The 13,949-nt window shown below is 69.4% G+C and carries 16 protein-coding genes; 13 read left to right on the top strand and 3 right to left on the bottom strand.

Annotated elements, in window-relative coordinates:
* Positions 1 to 4: 4 nt before the first annotated feature.
* The 3 genes from VHA82_RS14635 to VHA82_RS14625 are packed head-to-tail and all read right to left on the bottom strand — an operon-like array spanning position 5 to position 1,936.
* A complete protein-coding gene (locus VHA82_RS14635) occupies positions 5 to 388 on the bottom strand; it encodes a hypothetical protein (protein ID WP_325544928.1) in 384 nt (127 codons plus the stop codon).
* The gene (locus VHA82_RS14630) at positions 388 to 690 is read right to left on the bottom strand and encodes a TyeA family type III secretion system gatekeeper subunit (protein WP_325544926.1); all 303 of its coding nucleotides are present in this window, start codon (positions 688 to 690) and stop codon (positions 388 to 390) included. The genes VHA82_RS14635 and VHA82_RS14630 overlap by 1 nt, the downstream gene beginning before the upstream one ends.
* Complete coding sequence (locus VHA82_RS14625; RefSeq protein WP_325544924.1) at positions 674 to 1,936, bottom strand: hypothetical protein; 1,263 nt, start codon at positions 1,934 to 1,936, stop codon at positions 674 to 676. The genes VHA82_RS14630 and VHA82_RS14625 overlap by 17 nt, the downstream gene beginning before the upstream one ends.
* A 153-nt stretch (positions 1,937 to 2,089) precedes the next feature.
* On the opposite strand from VHA82_RS14625, the gene VHA82_RS14620 reads away from it, so the two are divergent.
* From VHA82_RS14620 to VHA82_RS14560, 13 genes are all read left to right on the top strand, one after another.
* On the top strand, positions 2,090 to 2,563 hold the full coding sequence (locus VHA82_RS14620; RefSeq protein WP_325544922.1) for a hypothetical protein: 474 nt from the start codon (positions 2,090 to 2,092) through the stop codon (positions 2,561 to 2,563).
* Between the two features lie 63 nt (positions 2,564 to 2,626).
* A complete protein-coding gene (locus VHA82_RS14615; protein WP_325544920.1) occupies positions 2,627 to 3,361 on the top strand; it encodes an RNA polymerase sigma factor in 735 nt (244 codons plus the stop codon).
* Positions 3,362 to 3,369: 8 nt separating this feature from the next.
* Positions 3,370 to 3,873: a type III secretion system stalk subunit SctO gene (gene sctO / locus VHA82_RS14610; protein WP_325544918.1), complete on the top strand. Its 504-nt coding sequence runs from the start codon at positions 3,370 to 3,372 to the stop codon at positions 3,871 to 3,873.
* A 2-nt stretch (positions 3,874 to 3,875) separates the two neighbouring features.
* A complete protein-coding gene (locus VHA82_RS14605) occupies positions 3,876 to 4,424 on the top strand; it encodes a type III secretion HpaP family protein (RefSeq protein ID WP_325544915.1) in 549 nt (182 codons plus the stop codon).
* Positions 4,421 to 5,437, top strand: a complete 1,017-nt coding sequence (gene sctQ, locus VHA82_RS14600; RefSeq protein ID WP_325544913.1) for a type III secretion system cytoplasmic ring protein SctQ — start codon at positions 4,421 to 4,423, stop codon at positions 5,435 to 5,437. Before VHA82_RS14605 ends, sctQ begins: the two co-directional genes overlap by 4 nt.
* Before the next feature lie 6 nt (positions 5,438 to 5,443).
* Positions 5,444 to 6,094, top strand: coding sequence for a type III secretion system export apparatus subunit SctR (gene sctR / locus VHA82_RS14595; RefSeq protein WP_325544911.1), 651 nt, complete (start codon positions 5,444 to 5,446; stop codon positions 6,092 to 6,094).
* 10 nt (positions 6,095 to 6,104) lie between these two features.
* On the top strand, positions 6,105 to 6,374 hold the full coding sequence (gene sctS, locus VHA82_RS14590) for a type III secretion system export apparatus subunit SctS (protein ID WP_325544908.1): 270 nt from the start codon (positions 6,105 to 6,107) through the stop codon (positions 6,372 to 6,374).
* A 15-nt stretch (positions 6,375 to 6,389) separates the two neighbouring features.
* Entirely contained in the window at positions 6,390 to 7,190 is an 801-nt protein-coding gene (sctT, locus tag VHA82_RS14585; protein ID WP_325544906.1) for a type III secretion system export apparatus subunit SctT, read from the top strand.
* A gap of 22 nt (positions 7,191 to 7,212) precedes the next feature.
* On the top strand, positions 7,213 to 8,280 hold the full coding sequence (gene sctU / locus VHA82_RS14580) for a type III secretion system export apparatus subunit SctU (RefSeq protein WP_325544904.1): 1,068 nt from the start codon (positions 7,213 to 7,215) through the stop codon (positions 8,278 to 8,280).
* Positions 8,273 to 8,671, top strand: coding sequence for a CesT family type III secretion system chaperone (locus tag VHA82_RS14575; RefSeq protein WP_325544901.1), 399 nt, complete (start codon positions 8,273 to 8,275; stop codon positions 8,669 to 8,671). The genes sctU and VHA82_RS14575 overlap by 8 nt, the downstream gene beginning before the upstream one ends.
* 29 nt (positions 8,672 to 8,700) lie before the next feature.
* Entirely contained in the window at positions 8,701 to 10,536 is a 1,836-nt protein-coding gene (sctC, locus tag VHA82_RS14570) for a type III secretion system outer membrane ring subunit SctC (RefSeq protein WP_325544899.1), read from the top strand.
* A complete protein-coding gene (locus VHA82_RS14565) occupies positions 10,533 to 12,512 on the top strand; it encodes a GNAT family N-acetyltransferase (protein WP_325544897.1) in 1,980 nt (659 codons plus the stop codon). The genes sctC and VHA82_RS14565 overlap by 4 nt, the downstream gene beginning before the upstream one ends.
* A complete protein-coding gene (locus VHA82_RS14560) occupies positions 12,499 to 13,911 on the top strand; it encodes a hypothetical protein (RefSeq protein ID WP_325544895.1) in 1,413 nt (470 codons plus the stop codon). The genes VHA82_RS14565 and VHA82_RS14560 overlap by 14 nt, the downstream gene beginning before the upstream one ends.
* Positions 13,912 to 13,949 lie beyond the last annotated feature (38 nt).

Genomic DNA, 13,949 nt, shown 5'->3' with positions numbered 1-13,949 from the left:
GCGCTCAGTGCACCTGTTCCACGCGCTCGTGGAAATTGAAGAGCGCCTCGATGGAATCCTCCAGCGCGTTGAGCGTGAACGAATGCCGGCGCATGCGCAGCGTCGCGAAGAGGTGTTCGCCGCGGACCGCGAGCTGCACCTCCCAGGTCGGATTCGTGCGGAAGTCGGTCATCCTGAGCGCGCGGCGCACGCACGCGGCCGCCGGCATCGGCAGCGGCCTCGCGAGCATGATGAGGACTTCGTCGCCGCCCGCGGGCTGCAGGTCGTGCAGGCACAGCATGCCGCGCGGCTCCAGCGAGAAGAGCGCGCAGCCGTCGGCATCCAGCGAAAGGTCGGGAATCCCCACCGATTCGCCGAACGCGGAAATGGTATGCGTGACCCAGTCCATCAGTGGTCTCCTTCGTCCTTCTCTTGCATCTCTTCCTCGAGTTCGATCGCCTGGTCGAGCGCGTCCTGCACGGCGTCGACCATCGAAAGCCGCGCGTTGCGGTCGGCGAACGCCTTGTCGGGCAGCTCGCGCAGGATCTTCTTCAGGCCCGACAGGAACACGATCGTGGGCTCGCCGTCGGCGATGCCCAGTTCGCGGCCGAGCTTCTGGAACTGCAGCGACAGCGCGCTGCCGCTCGCGATGATGTCCAGGAGCCCGGAAAGCAGCCGGTTGGCGTCGAGCGGCTCAGAGCTGGCGGCCATGTCGCGTCACCTGCTTGGCGGTCTGCCCGCGATCTTTCTTGCCGCCCTCTTCGTCTTCGTCCTCTTGTTCCGCTTCTTCGTCGTCCCGCCCGTCCTCGCGGCCCTTGTGTTCCTGGCCCCTGCGGCTTTCCTCGCGGCGGCGAAGCAGGCCGAGCAGCTCGCGCACGGCCTCCAGCAGCGTGGAGGACATGGCAAGATGCCCGAGGTCCGTGAGCACGGCGCCCAGCCAGCGCGTGTCGTGCGAAGGCGTCGCCGCGCCCAGGTCGTCGCCGAGCGCCTTCTTGAGCTTGTCGATGATGTCGTCGATCGAGTCGGCCGGGTAGCGTCCGAGCAGCAGCTTGAGCGCCGCGGCGAACGTGCGCTGCTGCGTGACGAAGTCGATGTAGGTCTGCAGGAAGCTCGCCGGATCGGCCGTGACGGCGGCCACGGGCGCCGCGTTGAAGCTCGCGAGTACCTGCCGGCCCTCGCTCGAGTTTTCGAATTCGCGAATCTCGTTGCGGATGCGTTCGCGCAGCGCGAGCCGATCGCTTTCGTCCTGCGGCCGGTGCAGCTGCGGTATCTGCTGCGCGCGCTGCAGGAGCTCCATCAGCTTCGCGTCGTCGTTGCGCGCGCGCAGGAACTCGTCGGCGTATTGCGCGGCGTCCTGCGGCGTGATGTCGAGGCCCGAGAGGATGTCCTGCACGTAGTCCTCGAATTCCTCGCTGTCGCCGGCCATCGCGCCGCGCAGCCATTCCAGGAGTTCCTGCGGATCGTCGGTCGACTGGTCGGCGCTTCCCATGTCCGACAGGAGCGCGGTCATCTCCTCTTGCTTGACGTCGTCGTCCAGACACTCGTCGAGGAGGTGGAGCGCGAGGTGGCGCGTGGAGGAACTGCGGCGGCCGGATCGCGCGCCGCCGGACTTGTCGCCGCCTTGCGCGCCGCGCAGGAAGGCGCGCGCGAACGCCCGAATCTGGCGCGCCTGCACGCCGAGCGTGGGCGCGCGCTGGAAGATGAGCGCCGCTGGGATGCCGCGGAAGGGCCTCTCGGCCGCGACGCGCCGCGAAGCGAGATTGCGCAGCTGGATCGCCGGCAGCGCCGCTCGCTCGTGCTCCTTGCGCTCCATCATGCCGGCGGCCGTGCCCGCGGGCGCCAGCGTGATCGTGCGGCCGCGCCAGGTGCCCTGCGCGGCCTGGTCCGCGGATGCCCGTGCCTCGGCAATTGCCGTGTCGATCGCACCGGGTCCGAAGACCTTGCCGAGAGTTGCCATGAGCGTTGCCGGGGTACTGGTAAGGAGCTCTGATGGGACCCTTCTTGAGTAACAGGGCGCTTCGATTGGTTCCATGCGGGGCAAGCCGGGAACCAAATCGTCCGAGCTGTCACACAACGGTCACCCCAGAACAAAAATCAGGAGATGCGATTCATGGACCGGTGTGAATTCGAGCAGCTGTGCCGCGACGCGAGCGAGAAGCTCGGCCTGCAGGACACCACCGCGCTTGGCCTCGGCCTGGGCGTGCCGCTCGGCGACGTGGTGTTCGAGGCGGCCCACGTCGCGGGCCAGGATTCGTTGCGGCTGCTGGCCGACCTGGGCTCCATCGAGCCCGACGACCGGGTCGACCTCTATGAATGCATGCTGTCCGTGCAGGTCGCCGCCTGGAACGAGCCGCGCCTGCGCTTCGGCTTCCATCCCGTGCACGAAACCGCGGTGCTCTGCGTGGGCGCCGCCCTCGGCGAGGACACCGACAGCGACTGGCTGGCCGCGCTCCTGCAATCGGTGGTGCTGCAGGCAGGCAAATGGCGCAGAAGCACCATGGGTCGAGATAGGGAAACCACGAATTCCGTGATCCATCGCCCGAGGCCGTGGCGTGCGCACGACGGCCTAGGCCATCAGGCCTAGAGCACCTGGCGGAAGGCAAGCGGGTGCTTCCCGCGCAGACTGGCTTCACAGGAGAGCCAGCCCATGGAAATGCTCGAAATCCGCCGCGTCGCACACCTTCAGCAGCCGCAGCCGCGCCGCACGCGCTTCGCGAACCCGATCGATTTCGGGCTGGATCTGGACTGGATGGACGACGAAGTCCCTCCGTACACGTTCCCCAGCGGCGAAAACGACATCACGCTGCCGATCACCGTGCTGGACGCGCGGGACGACGAGGGCCGCCTGGACCCCGTCGCGAACGACCTTCTCTTTCGCGGCCTCGTGAAGGAATACGGCGCGTCGCTCTACTACTTCGTCCTGAAGCGCGTCGGCCACCCCGACGACGCCGCCGACATCACGCAGCAGGCCTTCGTGGAGGCCGCCTGCAGCCTGACCAGCTATCGCCGCGAGGCGGAGATCTCCACCTGGATCTTCGGCATCGCGACCAACCTCGCGCGCAACCACGTGAACCGCGCGCCGCAGTACCGCCACCGCTTCGAGACCGACGAGATCCTGGAAGGCTGCGAGTCGCCCGACCTGTCGCCTTGCGAGAGCATGAGCCAGCGCCAGGCCCTCGACCTCGTGTCCGAGGCGATCGCAACGCTGCCGCTCGAGATGTCGCAGGCTCTGAAGCTCGTGGCCGTCGAGGAACTCTCCTACGAGGACGCCTCGATCGAGCTGAACGTGCCCGTCGGCACGGTGCGCAGCCGCGTGTCCCGGGCGCGCGCGGCCGTGCGCAAGTACATGCGCGACGCAGGCTACAGCCCCGCCGAGGATTGAGGCCGGCCATGGACGACGTCGTCGCGGGGCTTCTGAGCATCAAGCGCGTGCGCGAGGACTGCCGGGAAGCGGAGATGCGCCGCGCGCAGCATCAGCTCGACCTGGCCGCCGAGGCCGTGCGGCACGCGATGGACGCGCAGCAGCGCCGCGACCGCGAACGCGCCGAGCGCGAAGACGCGCTGTTCGAGGACGTGTGCAGCCGCAGCGTGAAAGTGCGGGAGCTGAACGACCTGCGCGTCGAGATCGACACCATGAAGGAAGCCGCCCGGGCCGACGCGCAGACCGTGACCGAGAAGAAGGACCAGCGCGCAAAGCGCCGCGAAGCGCTCGACGGCGCGACGCTCGCCTGGCGCGCGGCCGCGCACGCCGCGCAGAAGTTCCGCGACTTCGCCGCGCAGCAGCTCGAGATCGAGGCGCGCGAGATGGAGTGGCGCCTGGAACTCGAACTCGAAGAGCATCCGGGCCGCGGCATCGTCGCCGAGGCGATGCAAGAGCTTCCCGAAGAGGCCTGAGCATGAGCAACCGGCGGCGCAACATCGACCTGGGTCCCCTGTACCTGGAGGTGGGCGAGGAAGCCGGTCTGCCGCAGTCGCCCACGCAGGAAAGCGGGGCCGACGCCCGCGACGTGGCGCGCTTCGAGTCGCTCATGCGCCGCGGCGGCGGGCAGGGACACGGTGGCGATTCGTCGTCCGACGCGACCCCCGAATCGCTCCTCGCGCCGCTCTTCGGCGCCGAGGCGCAGGCGCTCGCGGACACCGGCGACATCGGCGACGAGATCACGCACCTCTGGGTGGGCACCGGCCTTTCGAGCGATCGCGAGGTGCGCGTGGGCCTGCGCGAGACGCTGCTGCCGCAAACGTCGGTGCGGCTTTTCGAATCGGAGGGACGCCTGCGAATCGAATTCGCTTGCGAGACCGTCCGCGTGGCCGAATGGCTCGACCGCAGGCTCGACAAGCTCGCGCGCGAGCTGGGCGAACGCCTGGGCCGCGATATCGAGCTCGTGCTTTCCATGAGCGACGGCAGCGTGGTCGGCGAGCACCGCTGGCCGGGGGCCGAGGGATGATCGCGGAACACGCCGCGCGCCCGCTCGCGCTTCCCAATGTCCCGCGCGACGTCCTCGGCACGCGCAACGTGCTGTGCCGCTGCCGCACGCCGATGGAGGCGCACTGGCTCGGCGAGGACTGGATGTTCGAGCTCTGCGTCGCGCGCGAGGCGGCGCCTGCCGAATGCTTCGTCGAATTCGACTGGGGCGGCGCTCGCGTGTTCGTCGGTCTCGGCGCGGACGCGCTCGACCGCGTGACCGCCCGCTGCATGGCGGACGCCGAGCCGGCGGACTGGCCGATGCCCGTGCTGCTCGCCGCGCTCGAATACGCCGCCTCCGAACTCGCGGTCATCGTGGAATCCGCGACGAGGAAGGGCCTGCGCATGGTCTCGGTCGCGGGTCGGCCCGAAGCGGAGAGCCTCGAAGCGTATGGCTGGCGCGCGCGGTCGGAGCAAGGCGAAATCGGGGGCGAGCTGCTGCTCGAGGCCACCGCGAGCCGCTTCCTCGCCGCCGCGCTGCGCGAGCAGCCCCCCGTCGCGAGCGACACCGACTTCGGCGCGCTGCCCCTTCGCGCGCGCCTCGCCGTCGGCTGGGTGGATCTTTCGGCGAGCGCGCTGCGCACGCTCGCCACGCGCGACGTCGTGCTGCTGGACGAATGCTTTCTCGCGGCGGACAACCGGCTCATGCTGCTGCTGGGCCCGAGGCTCGGCGTGATGTGCGGCCTCGAGGGCCGCGTGCTGCAGGTTCTGGAAGGAGTTCAGGAAATCATGGCGGATGTTGACGATTCCATGGCCACCGCGAGCGGCCTCATCGACGACGTGCCGGTGCGGCTCACGTTCGACCTCGGCGAGCGCGAGATATCGCTCGGCGACCTGCGAAGCCTGCAGCCCGGCTACCTGTTCAACCTGGGGCGCGATCCGAAAAGCACGGTGAGCATCCGCGCGAACGGACGCCTGATCGGCGAGGGCGAGCTCGTCGACATCGAAGGCCGCGTCGGCGTCTCGGTGCTCAACTTCAACCTCGGCGCGGAGTAGGCGGCCGTGCTCGGATTCGATCCGGTCACCCTCACGCTGTCGCTGGCTTTGCTCGCGCTCGTGCCGATCGCGATCATGACGACGACGTCGTTCCTGAAGATCTCGATCGTGCTCTCCCTCGTGCGCACGGCGCTCGGCGTGCAGCAGACGCCGCCGAACATCATCCTCTACGCGCTCTCGCTCATGCTCACCGTGTTCATCATGGCGCCGGTCGGCTCCGCGATCGTCGCGGCGGCCGACATCGAAGCGCACCCCGCGCACGACGCGGCGGGCTTCATCTCGGCGGCGAAGCGCGGCGCCGAGCCCATGCGCAAGTTCCTGCTCGCCAACAGCAAAGTCGAGCAGCGCGACTTCTTCGTCGCGCAGGCGAAGCGCATCTGGCCGCCGAAGATGGCCGAGGAAGCCCGCCAGGACGACCTCCTCATCCTCGTTCCCGCCTTCCTCGTCACCGAAATGACCGCCGCCTTCGAGATCGGCTTTCTTCTCTTTTTGCCCTTCATCGTGATCGATCTCGTCGTGTCGAACATCCTGATGGCGATGGGAATGATGATGGTCTCGCCCGCGACGATCACGCTGCCGCTGAAGCTCTTTCTCTTCGTGATGGTGGACGGCTGGTCGCGCCTGCTGCACGGAATGATCCTCACCTACAGGCTCTAGGAGGCTCGTCATGGAATCCGCGGACGTCGTCTCCCACACCATCAAGGCGCTGCTGCTCGTGCTGTGGCTGTCGCTGCCGCCCATCCTGGTCGCCTCGGTCGTGGGCACGCTCTTCAGCCTCGTGCAAGCGCTCACGCAGATTCAGGAGCAGACGCTCTCCTTCGCGGTGAAGCTGATCGCGGTGGGCCTCACGCTCTTTCTCACGGCGCGGTGGGTGGGAGGCGAGATCTTCAACTACACGATCGCCCTCTTCGAGGCCTTTCCGGCGCTGGTGCGCTGACGGGAACGAGCCGCGATGGACCTCATCAACGTCATCTTCGCGCACCTGAAGGCACTCGGCTTCGCGATGCCGCGCTTTCTCGGCGTCTTCGCGATCCTGCCGCTCCTCACGCGCGAGACGCTGCCCATGATGCTGCGCATGGGCGTGGTGGGCAGCCTCGCGCTCTTTCTCGTGCCCTCGCTCGTGGACGAGGCGATGAAGCCGCACGAGATGATCGAGGTGCTGGCCGTGCTCTGCAAGGAAGTCTTTCTCGGCATGGCGCTCGGCGTGGTGCTCGCGATTCCGCTGTGGTCGCTCGAAGCGATGGGCGACCTGTGCGACGTGCAGCGCGGCGCCTCGATCGCGCAGACGCTCAATCCGCTCCTGGGCGAGGAGTCCTCGCCGCTCGGCCAGCTCTTCAGCACGGCCGGCGTCACCTTCCTCTTCGCGATCGGCGCCTTCTTGCTGCTCCTGGGCGTGATCTACGACAGCTTCGAGATCTGGCCGGTGTTCGGCTGGTGGCCGAAGGTGACGCCCGAGGCGACGCGGCTCGTGCTGGAACTGCTCGACCGGTTCATGCGGCTGGCCGTGCTGCTCGCCGCGCCCGTGATCTTCTCGATGTTCCTCGCCGAAGCGGGCATGGCGATCGCGAGCCGCTTCGTGCCGCAGCTGCAGGTGTTCTTCCTCGCGATGCCCGTGAAAAGCGGCATCGCCATGCTCGTCTTCGCGATCTACGGCGTGATCCTCTTCGACTACACGCGCGATCTCGTCACCGACACGATCCGCGACGCGAACCGTACCGTCTTCGCGATGTTCCGCGGAGCGAGGGCGCCATGACGGGCCGCGGGGGCATTTCGCGATGAGCAGCGACAAGACCGAAAAGCCGACCGACCACCGCCTGCGCAAGGCGCGCGAGGACGGCCAGGTCGCGAAGAGCCGAGACTTCACGCAGGCGCTCCTCATGGGCTCGCTCTTCGGCTACACGGTCGTCGCCGGGCCGCGGATCATGACGAAGCTCGGCGAGATGATGGCGATGCCCGCGCAGCTGCATGGAATGAACTTCCACGACAGCGCGGCGATGGCCATCGCCGCGCTCCTTCGCGACGCCATCGCCCTGCTCGCGCCCTACATCCTCATCGTGCTCGTGATCGGCATCTTCGCCGAGACGCTGCAGACGGGGCTCCTCGTGTCGTTCAAGGCGCTCGAGCCCAAGGGCGAGAAGCTCGACCCGGTGAAGAACCTGCAGCAGATGTTCTCGATCAAGAACATCATGGAATTCGTGAAGTCCACCCTGAAGGTGCTCTTCCTCGGCTTTCTCGTCTACTTCGTCGTGCGCGACTCGCTCGACACGATGATCAAGATCCCGCTCGCGGGCATCGGCGGCGCCGGCATCGCGCTCTCGGAGATGCTGCGCATCCTCGTCATCAACATGTTCGTCTGCTTCGCGGCGATCGCCCTCCTCGACATGGTCTGGCAGCGCTACCAGCACATCAAGAACCTCATGATGTCGATGGAAGAGATCAAGCAGGAATACAAGCAGCTCGAGGGCGATCCCCACATGAAGGGGCACCGCAAGAAGCTCGCGCGCGAGATCGCGCTCGGCGAAATGGTGGAGCGCACGCGCAGCGCGAGCGTGGTCGTCACCAACCCGACCCACGTGGCCGTCTCGCTGTACTACGAGGAAGGCAAGACGCCGCTGCCGATCGTCCTCAGCAAGGGCGAGGGCCACATCGCCGAGATGATCAAGAAGGTAGCCGAGGAAGAAGGCATCCCCGTGCTACAGAACATTCCGCTCGCTCGCGCGCTGCTCTCGCGCGCGCAGCTGGGCCAGTACATCCCATCCGAGCTCATCGAAGCCGTCGCCGAAGTGCTGCTCGCGCTTCGCCGGCTGAAGGAAGAGCGCAAAGAGGAGGACTTCGATGTCTAGTCTCGATCACGGCGGCTTCGCGGGCTACCTGCTGCGCGAGCGCATCGACCCCCCGGCGCCGCGCTCCGACGGCGCGGTGGCCCTGGTGTTCGACGGCAACATGCGCGTGCTGGTGCACCCGGCCGCGCGGGGCGACGTCGTGCTCGAAGCGCAGTTGCGCTCGCTGCCGCCCGGCGCGAACGCGGCCGACGAAGTGCTCATGAACGCGCTCGACGTCGCGGGCCGGCGCGAGGAGCTGGACGCCGACTACCTCGTGCTCGCGCCCGAGGAAGACCGGCTCCTCTTGCAGCAGCGCATCGCAGCGGACGCCGCGGCCGACGAATTCGAGGCGGCGCTCGGCCGCTTCCTCGACGCGCTCACCGGCTGGCGCGCGCACTTCGGCGTGCTGTAGGAACGGTGGAAGGGGCACAGGAGAGCGCCATGCGACATCGCTTCGAATCCTTCTGGCTGCACGCGCTCATGGTCGTGTGCGCGCTGGCCGCGGCCGTGACCGCGCGGGCCGAGCCCGCGCCGTGGCCGGAAAGCCCGTTCAGCTATCTCGGCCGCGAGCAGCAGCCCGAGAAAATCCTCGCGGGCTTCGCGAAGACGTTCGGCCTCGATCTCAGGCTCGATGCGCCGCTGCCGGACAACCTCTCGGCGATGAGCGGCCGCGCGTCGGCCGCGACGCCGACCGAATTCCTGAACCAGTTCGCCGCCGCCTACGGCCTCACCTGGTACTACCACGCCGGGGCGCTCTACGTGAGCCGCACGAGCGACCGGATCACGCGGCTCATCCCGACCAAGGGCATGTCCGGCGCGGCGCTGAAGAAGGCCTTCATGGACATGGGCCTCATCGATCCGCGCTTCGGCTTCGGCGAAGTGGACGAGCGCAGCGCCGTCATGGTGTCGGGGCCGCGCTCGTACGTGCAGCGCATCGAACAGGCGATGTCCACCTTCCCCGAGCCGCAGGCCGACCAGCAGATCCTCGTCTTCCGGCTCAAGCACGCGGCCGTGGAGGACCGCACGATCCAGTATCGCGACAAGCAGCTCGTGACGCCCGGTGTGGCGACCATGCTGCGCAACCTCCTGAGCGAAGGCACGGCGGGGTCCGTCGGCACCGTGATCGAGCAGGTGGACACGACCGCTCCGATGCGCAACGCGCTTCGGCCCCTCGCGCCGGACGACACGAGCGTGGGCTCGACCGCATCGAACGCGCCCGCCGCATCGGCCGCCGCGACGGCGCCCAGGTCGCCCGCGGCCCGGGGCGGACGCGGACAGGAGACGGGACGCAACCGGGCCGTGATCCAGGCCGACGTGCGGCTGAACGCGATCATCATCCGCGACCGGCCGCAGAACGCGCCGATCTACCGCGAGCTCATCGACATGCTCGACGTGCCCACGAGCCTGATCGAGATCGAGGCGGCCATCGTGGACGTGAACAAGTCCAACATGTCCGAGCTGGGCGTGGACTGGAACGGCCGCATCGGCAAGGTGGCGGGCGGCTTCGGCAACCCCGACACGCCGCCGGACGGCACGACCCTCACGCTCGTGCGCGGCAGCAACGTGAACCCCGCCACCGTCATCGCCGACGCGGGCAATTTCCTCATGACCCGCATCAAGGCGATGGAGGGCAAGGGCCACGCGCGCATCGTGTCGCGGCCTTTCATTCTCACGCAGGACAACATGGGCGCGCTCATCGACCTTTCGGACACGTTCTACGTGCAGACGACGGGCGAGCGCGTGGCAACGGTCACGCCCGTGTCCGTGGGCGTCACGCTGAAGGTCACGCCGCGCGTGATCGTCTCGGGCGGCGTGCGCTCGGTGCATCTGGTGGTGGACATCGAAGACGGCTCCATCCAGGACGTGAAGGTCGGAACGCTGCCGACGGTGCGCCGCAGCACGATCGGCACCGAAGCGCTCGTCGGAGAAAACGAAAGCCTCCTGATCGGCGGCCTCAACACGGAGCAGGACACGCGGCAGAAGGACCAGGTTCCGGTGCTCGGCGACATCCCCGCGCTCGGCGCGCTCTTCAGCAAGACGGTCACCAACTATGCGAAGAGCGAACGGCTCTTTCTGATCACGCCGAAGATCGTGTCGGGCCGCTTCGACGCGCTGGCGTCGCTCGCGTCCTCGCTCGCGCCGCCGCAGCCCTCGGCTGCCGCGCAACCGCTCGCGCTGCAGCCCACACAGCAAGTGACGATGCAGCAGCCGGAAGCGCATGGCCTGCAGCTCGATCGCGCGCTCGGCAGCCTGCAGCCGCGGGGAACCCGGCCATGACGATCCGCCCGCACACCGACGGCCACGGGCCGCTCTGGGCCGCCGCCGTGGCCGACCTCGCCGACCGCGCCGCATCGGCGTTCGCGAGCGCGGGCAACCACGGCTGCTTCACCGTGATCGACATGCAGCCGTGGCGGCGGCTCGACGCATGGTGGCTGCGCCGCAGCCTCGAGCCGCTCGCAAGGCTTTCCGGGCGCGCGATGCGCTACGTGCCTTGCGAAGGACCGGCGCCGCTCGAACCGGCCGGGCGAGAGGAAGTGTCGATCGCGCCGGCGTGGTCGGTGGGCGACGCGCCGCTTCAGCTGCGCTGGGCCGCCGGAACGCCGCGGCCGCTCGCGAAGGAGACGGGCCGCCGCTGGACGCCCGACGGTCCCGTGCTCGTGCTCGCGGGCGGCATCGCGGCGCGGCTGCCGCAGCAGCTTCTGCTCGCGCATCACGGCCGCGTGAGCGAATGGCGCGGCGAGCCCGGCAAGAAGCAATGGGAACCCGTCGACTTCGCCTGCCATCGCGCGTGGATCGCCGAGAGCCTGCGCGGCTACGCGAAGGGGCTGCCGAGCGCGATGTTCTCGCTGCCCATCGGCTACTGGCGCCTCGTCGAAAAGGCGATCTCCTGGGCGAGCGAGGGATGCATCGTCGTCGCGCGCGCCGAAGGCTGGTCGAGCCTCGCCGCGATCCGCGAGACGTCGGCCGCGCGCGGCGAAGTCCGCGCCGATTCGCCGCCCGTGAATTTCCACTGGCTCGCGCAGCACCTGCCGCGCCTGCGCGCGAAGGTGCGCACGCTCGCCGCGGGCGACGGTGAGATCGTGCAGCTCTCGGTGACGGGCCTGCCCGACGCCGATGCGGCCGTCGCGACGCTCAGCGCGCCGCTCGCGGCCGCCACGCGATCCGCGCGGACCGATCGCGCGCGTGCCGTTCGCGCGCTCGCCGCGGGCTGTGATCTGGACACGGCCGTGTCGGTGCTCGAGCAGTCGGCGCACGACCCCGTGCTCCTGCGCGGCGCCTGGGACGCGCTCGCGAGGGCGGCGGCACAGGCGAGCCCCGCGTCGAGCGCGCGGCTCGGCGCCTGGGTCGAGCGCGTGATGGCGGACAACCCGTGGATCGGCGACGACGCGGAACTGCTGCGAGGCGCGGGCCAGGTCGCGATGGCTTGCGCGCGCACGGACATCGCACAGACCGCGCTGGAAGCGCTCGACGAATCGGGCTATGCGGTGGCCGCCGACCTCGCCGCGCTCGCCCGGTGCGAGACCCGGCTTGGCCGCTTCGACGCGGCGCTCGCGGTATGCGACCGCGCGCTCGCGTTGCAGCCGCGGCATGCGGATTCACTTGCCGCGCGCGAAAGCGTGCTCGCGCGCAAGGGGTCGCTCGCCGAGCCGTGGCGCATCCAGTGCGGCGCGGACGAGGCGCTCGTGCGGCTCGACCCGCTGCATGCCGACCATGCGCCGACGCTCGCGCGCCAGATGCGCGATCCGACCATCTGCACCATGACCGCCCTGCCCGCGCCCACCAAGGAAGACGACGGCCGCCAGTGGATTCAGGCGAGGCTCGCCGACGGAGTCGCGGCGTACGCGATCATGCATCGCCGCCTGGGCTTCGTGGGCTACCTCGACATGCGCGTGTGGGAGTCCACCGCGTTCGTCTGCTACTGGGTCGGCCCGGACTTCCAGGGCCTCGGGCTGTGCACGCCGGCGCTCGCGCTCGCGTGTGAGATCGCGCGCCGCAACGGTGTCGAGCTCATGCTCTCGTCCGCCTACGACGACAACGCGCGGTCGCTGCGCGTGCTTGCGAACTGCGGCTTCCGCCCGATGGACATCCGCGCCGCGGCGCCCGATGCCGACCGCACCTTCGTCATGCTGCCCACGCGGCCGATGGACGCCGAGGAAGCCTCGCGGCGCCTGATCGAATTCTGCGACAACACCGCCTCGGGCCTGCGCTTTGCCACCGAGGCATCTTCAGGAGACCTCCATGAGAGCGAATGAAAGCCAGCTTCCCGGCCTGACCGGCTCACCCGCGGACATCGTGCCGGCCGCGGCGGATGCACCCGGCATGGTGCCCGCGGGGCCAGGCCTTGCGGACGATACGCGAAGGCTCGCGAGCTATCTCGCGGGCGGGTCCGGCGCTGGAATCTCGCAGGCCGCTGCCGCGATGCAGGCGGGGCAGCCCGCGGCAGGCTCGATCGACGGCCCGGTGAACGATGCGCTGGGCGACGCGTTGCGGCAGATGCAAGGCTCTGGCACGGCACGAGGGTCCATCGCCGGAGAAACGCGGGCTTTGCTGCCCGATCGTCCCGTCATGCCTTCGCTCTCCGGCGCCGGGAACGCGCCGGGCGGGGCAGCGGCCGGCGACTCCCCCGCGGTCGCGCAGGCGAAGGGCATGGGGCGCGCGGGCAACGGCGATGCGGCCACCGCCGGCAGGCCGCAAGCCAATGCCTTGGAGCACGACGGGGATCGCCATGCAGCGGCGGGCGCGGCCATCGGGAAGGCGGCGTCCGCGGCCCCCTCGTCGGGCGCGGCACTGTCTTCATCGGCACCATCTTCATCGTCACGAACGTCATCCGATCTCGCGGGCAACACATCCCCTGAGGAGCCGCGTGCACTCATCGACGCGGCCTCCGCGGGCGGCCCCGCGAGTGCGCGCGGGCGGGGCCGGTCGCAGGAGCCGGGGCAGACGGCCGATCGATCGGGGCTTCTCGCGTCCTTTTCCGGCGCCCGAGGCGAAGCGGGCACGTCACCCGCACGAACGACGCCGGACGCGCATGCCGCCGATGCCCAGGCGCAGGCTGCCCGCTCGCGCGCGGCGGCGGACGATGCATCGCCCTTCTCGCCGCAATCGGCCATCGAGCCCCGAACCGCTCTCACCGCCGATCAGTACGACGCGCATCTGCGCAGGCGCAAGGCCCTCGGGCTCGACGGCGCCGCGACTGCGAAGTCCGACCGGCACGCGGCACCGGCCGGAGGGGCCGATCGCGCTTCGGCGTCGCGTGACGAAAGGATCGGATCGGGCGATGCGACTGCTCTCGCTGCGGTCGCCGGTGCCGCGGCTGTCACAGCCGCGCCAGTCGCGGGAGTGTCGGGACAGGTGGGACAGGTGGGACAGGCGGCACGCCCGGACATCGCGGCCGTCGGCTCGCGTGACGGCGTGGCTCGCGCGGCGTCCGGCGCAGCCGCGAGGAACGAAAGCGGGCTGCCTCACGGCGCGCAAGGCCCGGGCCAACCCGGCGCGGCCGCGCCCGGCGAACTGCCGCCCGAACTTCGCGTGCAGCACGAAGAGCTCGCGGCCCAGCAGGTCGGCGCGGAAATGCAGGCGCAGGCGGTGCAACTGGCGGCCGCGAACGCGCCGCCGGAATCCATGCCGCTCGAAGTGCTGAAGGCCCTCTGAACGGCCGGGCCGGATGGAACGAATGTCCCGCTCCTGTT

Source organism: Ramlibacter sp., assembly GCF_035548915.1.
GTDB lineage: Bacteria > Pseudomonadota > Gammaproteobacteria > Burkholderiales > Burkholderiaceae_C > Ramlibacter.
Note: the sequence above shows the minus strand (reverse complement) of the source record. Positions and strands in the feature narration are given on the sequence as shown.

Excerpts from the sequence above, each read along its gene's own strand:
- VHA82_RS14575 (WP_325544901.1), top strand. The coding sequence starts at position 8,273 with ATGTCTAGTCTCGATCACGGCGGCTTCGCGGGCTACCTGCTGCGCGAG.
- VHA82_RS14620 (WP_325544922.1), top strand. The coding sequence starts at position 2,090 with ATGGACCGGTGTGAATTCGAGCAGCTGTGCCGCGACGCGAGCGAGAAG.
- VHA82_RS14635 (WP_325544928.1), bottom strand. The coding sequence starts at position 388 with ATGGACTGGGTCACGCATACCATTTCCGCGTTCGGCGAATCGGTGGGG.
- sctU (WP_325544904.1), top strand. The coding sequence starts at position 7,213 with ATGAGCAGCGACAAGACCGAAAAGCCGACCGACCACCGCCTGCGCAAG.
- VHA82_RS14630 (WP_325544926.1), bottom strand. The coding sequence starts at position 690 with ATGGCCGCCAGCTCTGAGCCGCTCGACGCCAACCGGCTGCTTTCCGGG.
- VHA82_RS14560 (WP_325544895.1), top strand. The coding sequence starts at position 12,499 with ATGAGAGCGAATGAAAGCCAGCTTCCCGGCCTGACCGGCTCACCCGCG.
- sctQ (WP_325544913.1), top strand. The coding sequence starts at position 4,421 with ATGATCGCGGAACACGCCGCGCGCCCGCTCGCGCTTCCCAATGTCCCG.
- sctC (WP_325544899.1), top strand. The coding sequence starts at position 8,701 with ATGCGACATCGCTTCGAATCCTTCTGGCTGCACGCGCTCATGGTCGTG.
- VHA82_RS14615 (WP_325544920.1), top strand. The coding sequence starts at position 2,627 with ATGGAAATGCTCGAAATCCGCCGCGTCGCACACCTTCAGCAGCCGCAG.
- sctO (WP_325544918.1), top strand. The coding sequence starts at position 3,370 with ATGGACGACGTCGTCGCGGGGCTTCTGAGCATCAAGCGCGTGCGCGAG.
- sctS (WP_325544908.1), top strand. The coding sequence starts at position 6,105 with ATGGAATCCGCGGACGTCGTCTCCCACACCATCAAGGCGCTGCTGCTC.
- VHA82_RS14605 (WP_325544915.1), top strand. The coding sequence starts at position 3,876 with ATGAGCAACCGGCGGCGCAACATCGACCTGGGTCCCCTGTACCTGGAG.
- sctT (WP_325544906.1), top strand. The coding sequence starts at position 6,390 with ATGGACCTCATCAACGTCATCTTCGCGCACCTGAAGGCACTCGGCTTC.
- VHA82_RS14625 (WP_325544924.1), bottom strand. The coding sequence starts at position 1,936 with ATGGCAACTCTCGGCAAGGTCTTCGGACCCGGTGCGATCGACACGGCA.
- VHA82_RS14565 (WP_325544897.1), top strand. The coding sequence starts at position 10,533 with ATGACGATCCGCCCGCACACCGACGGCCACGGGCCGCTCTGGGCCGCC.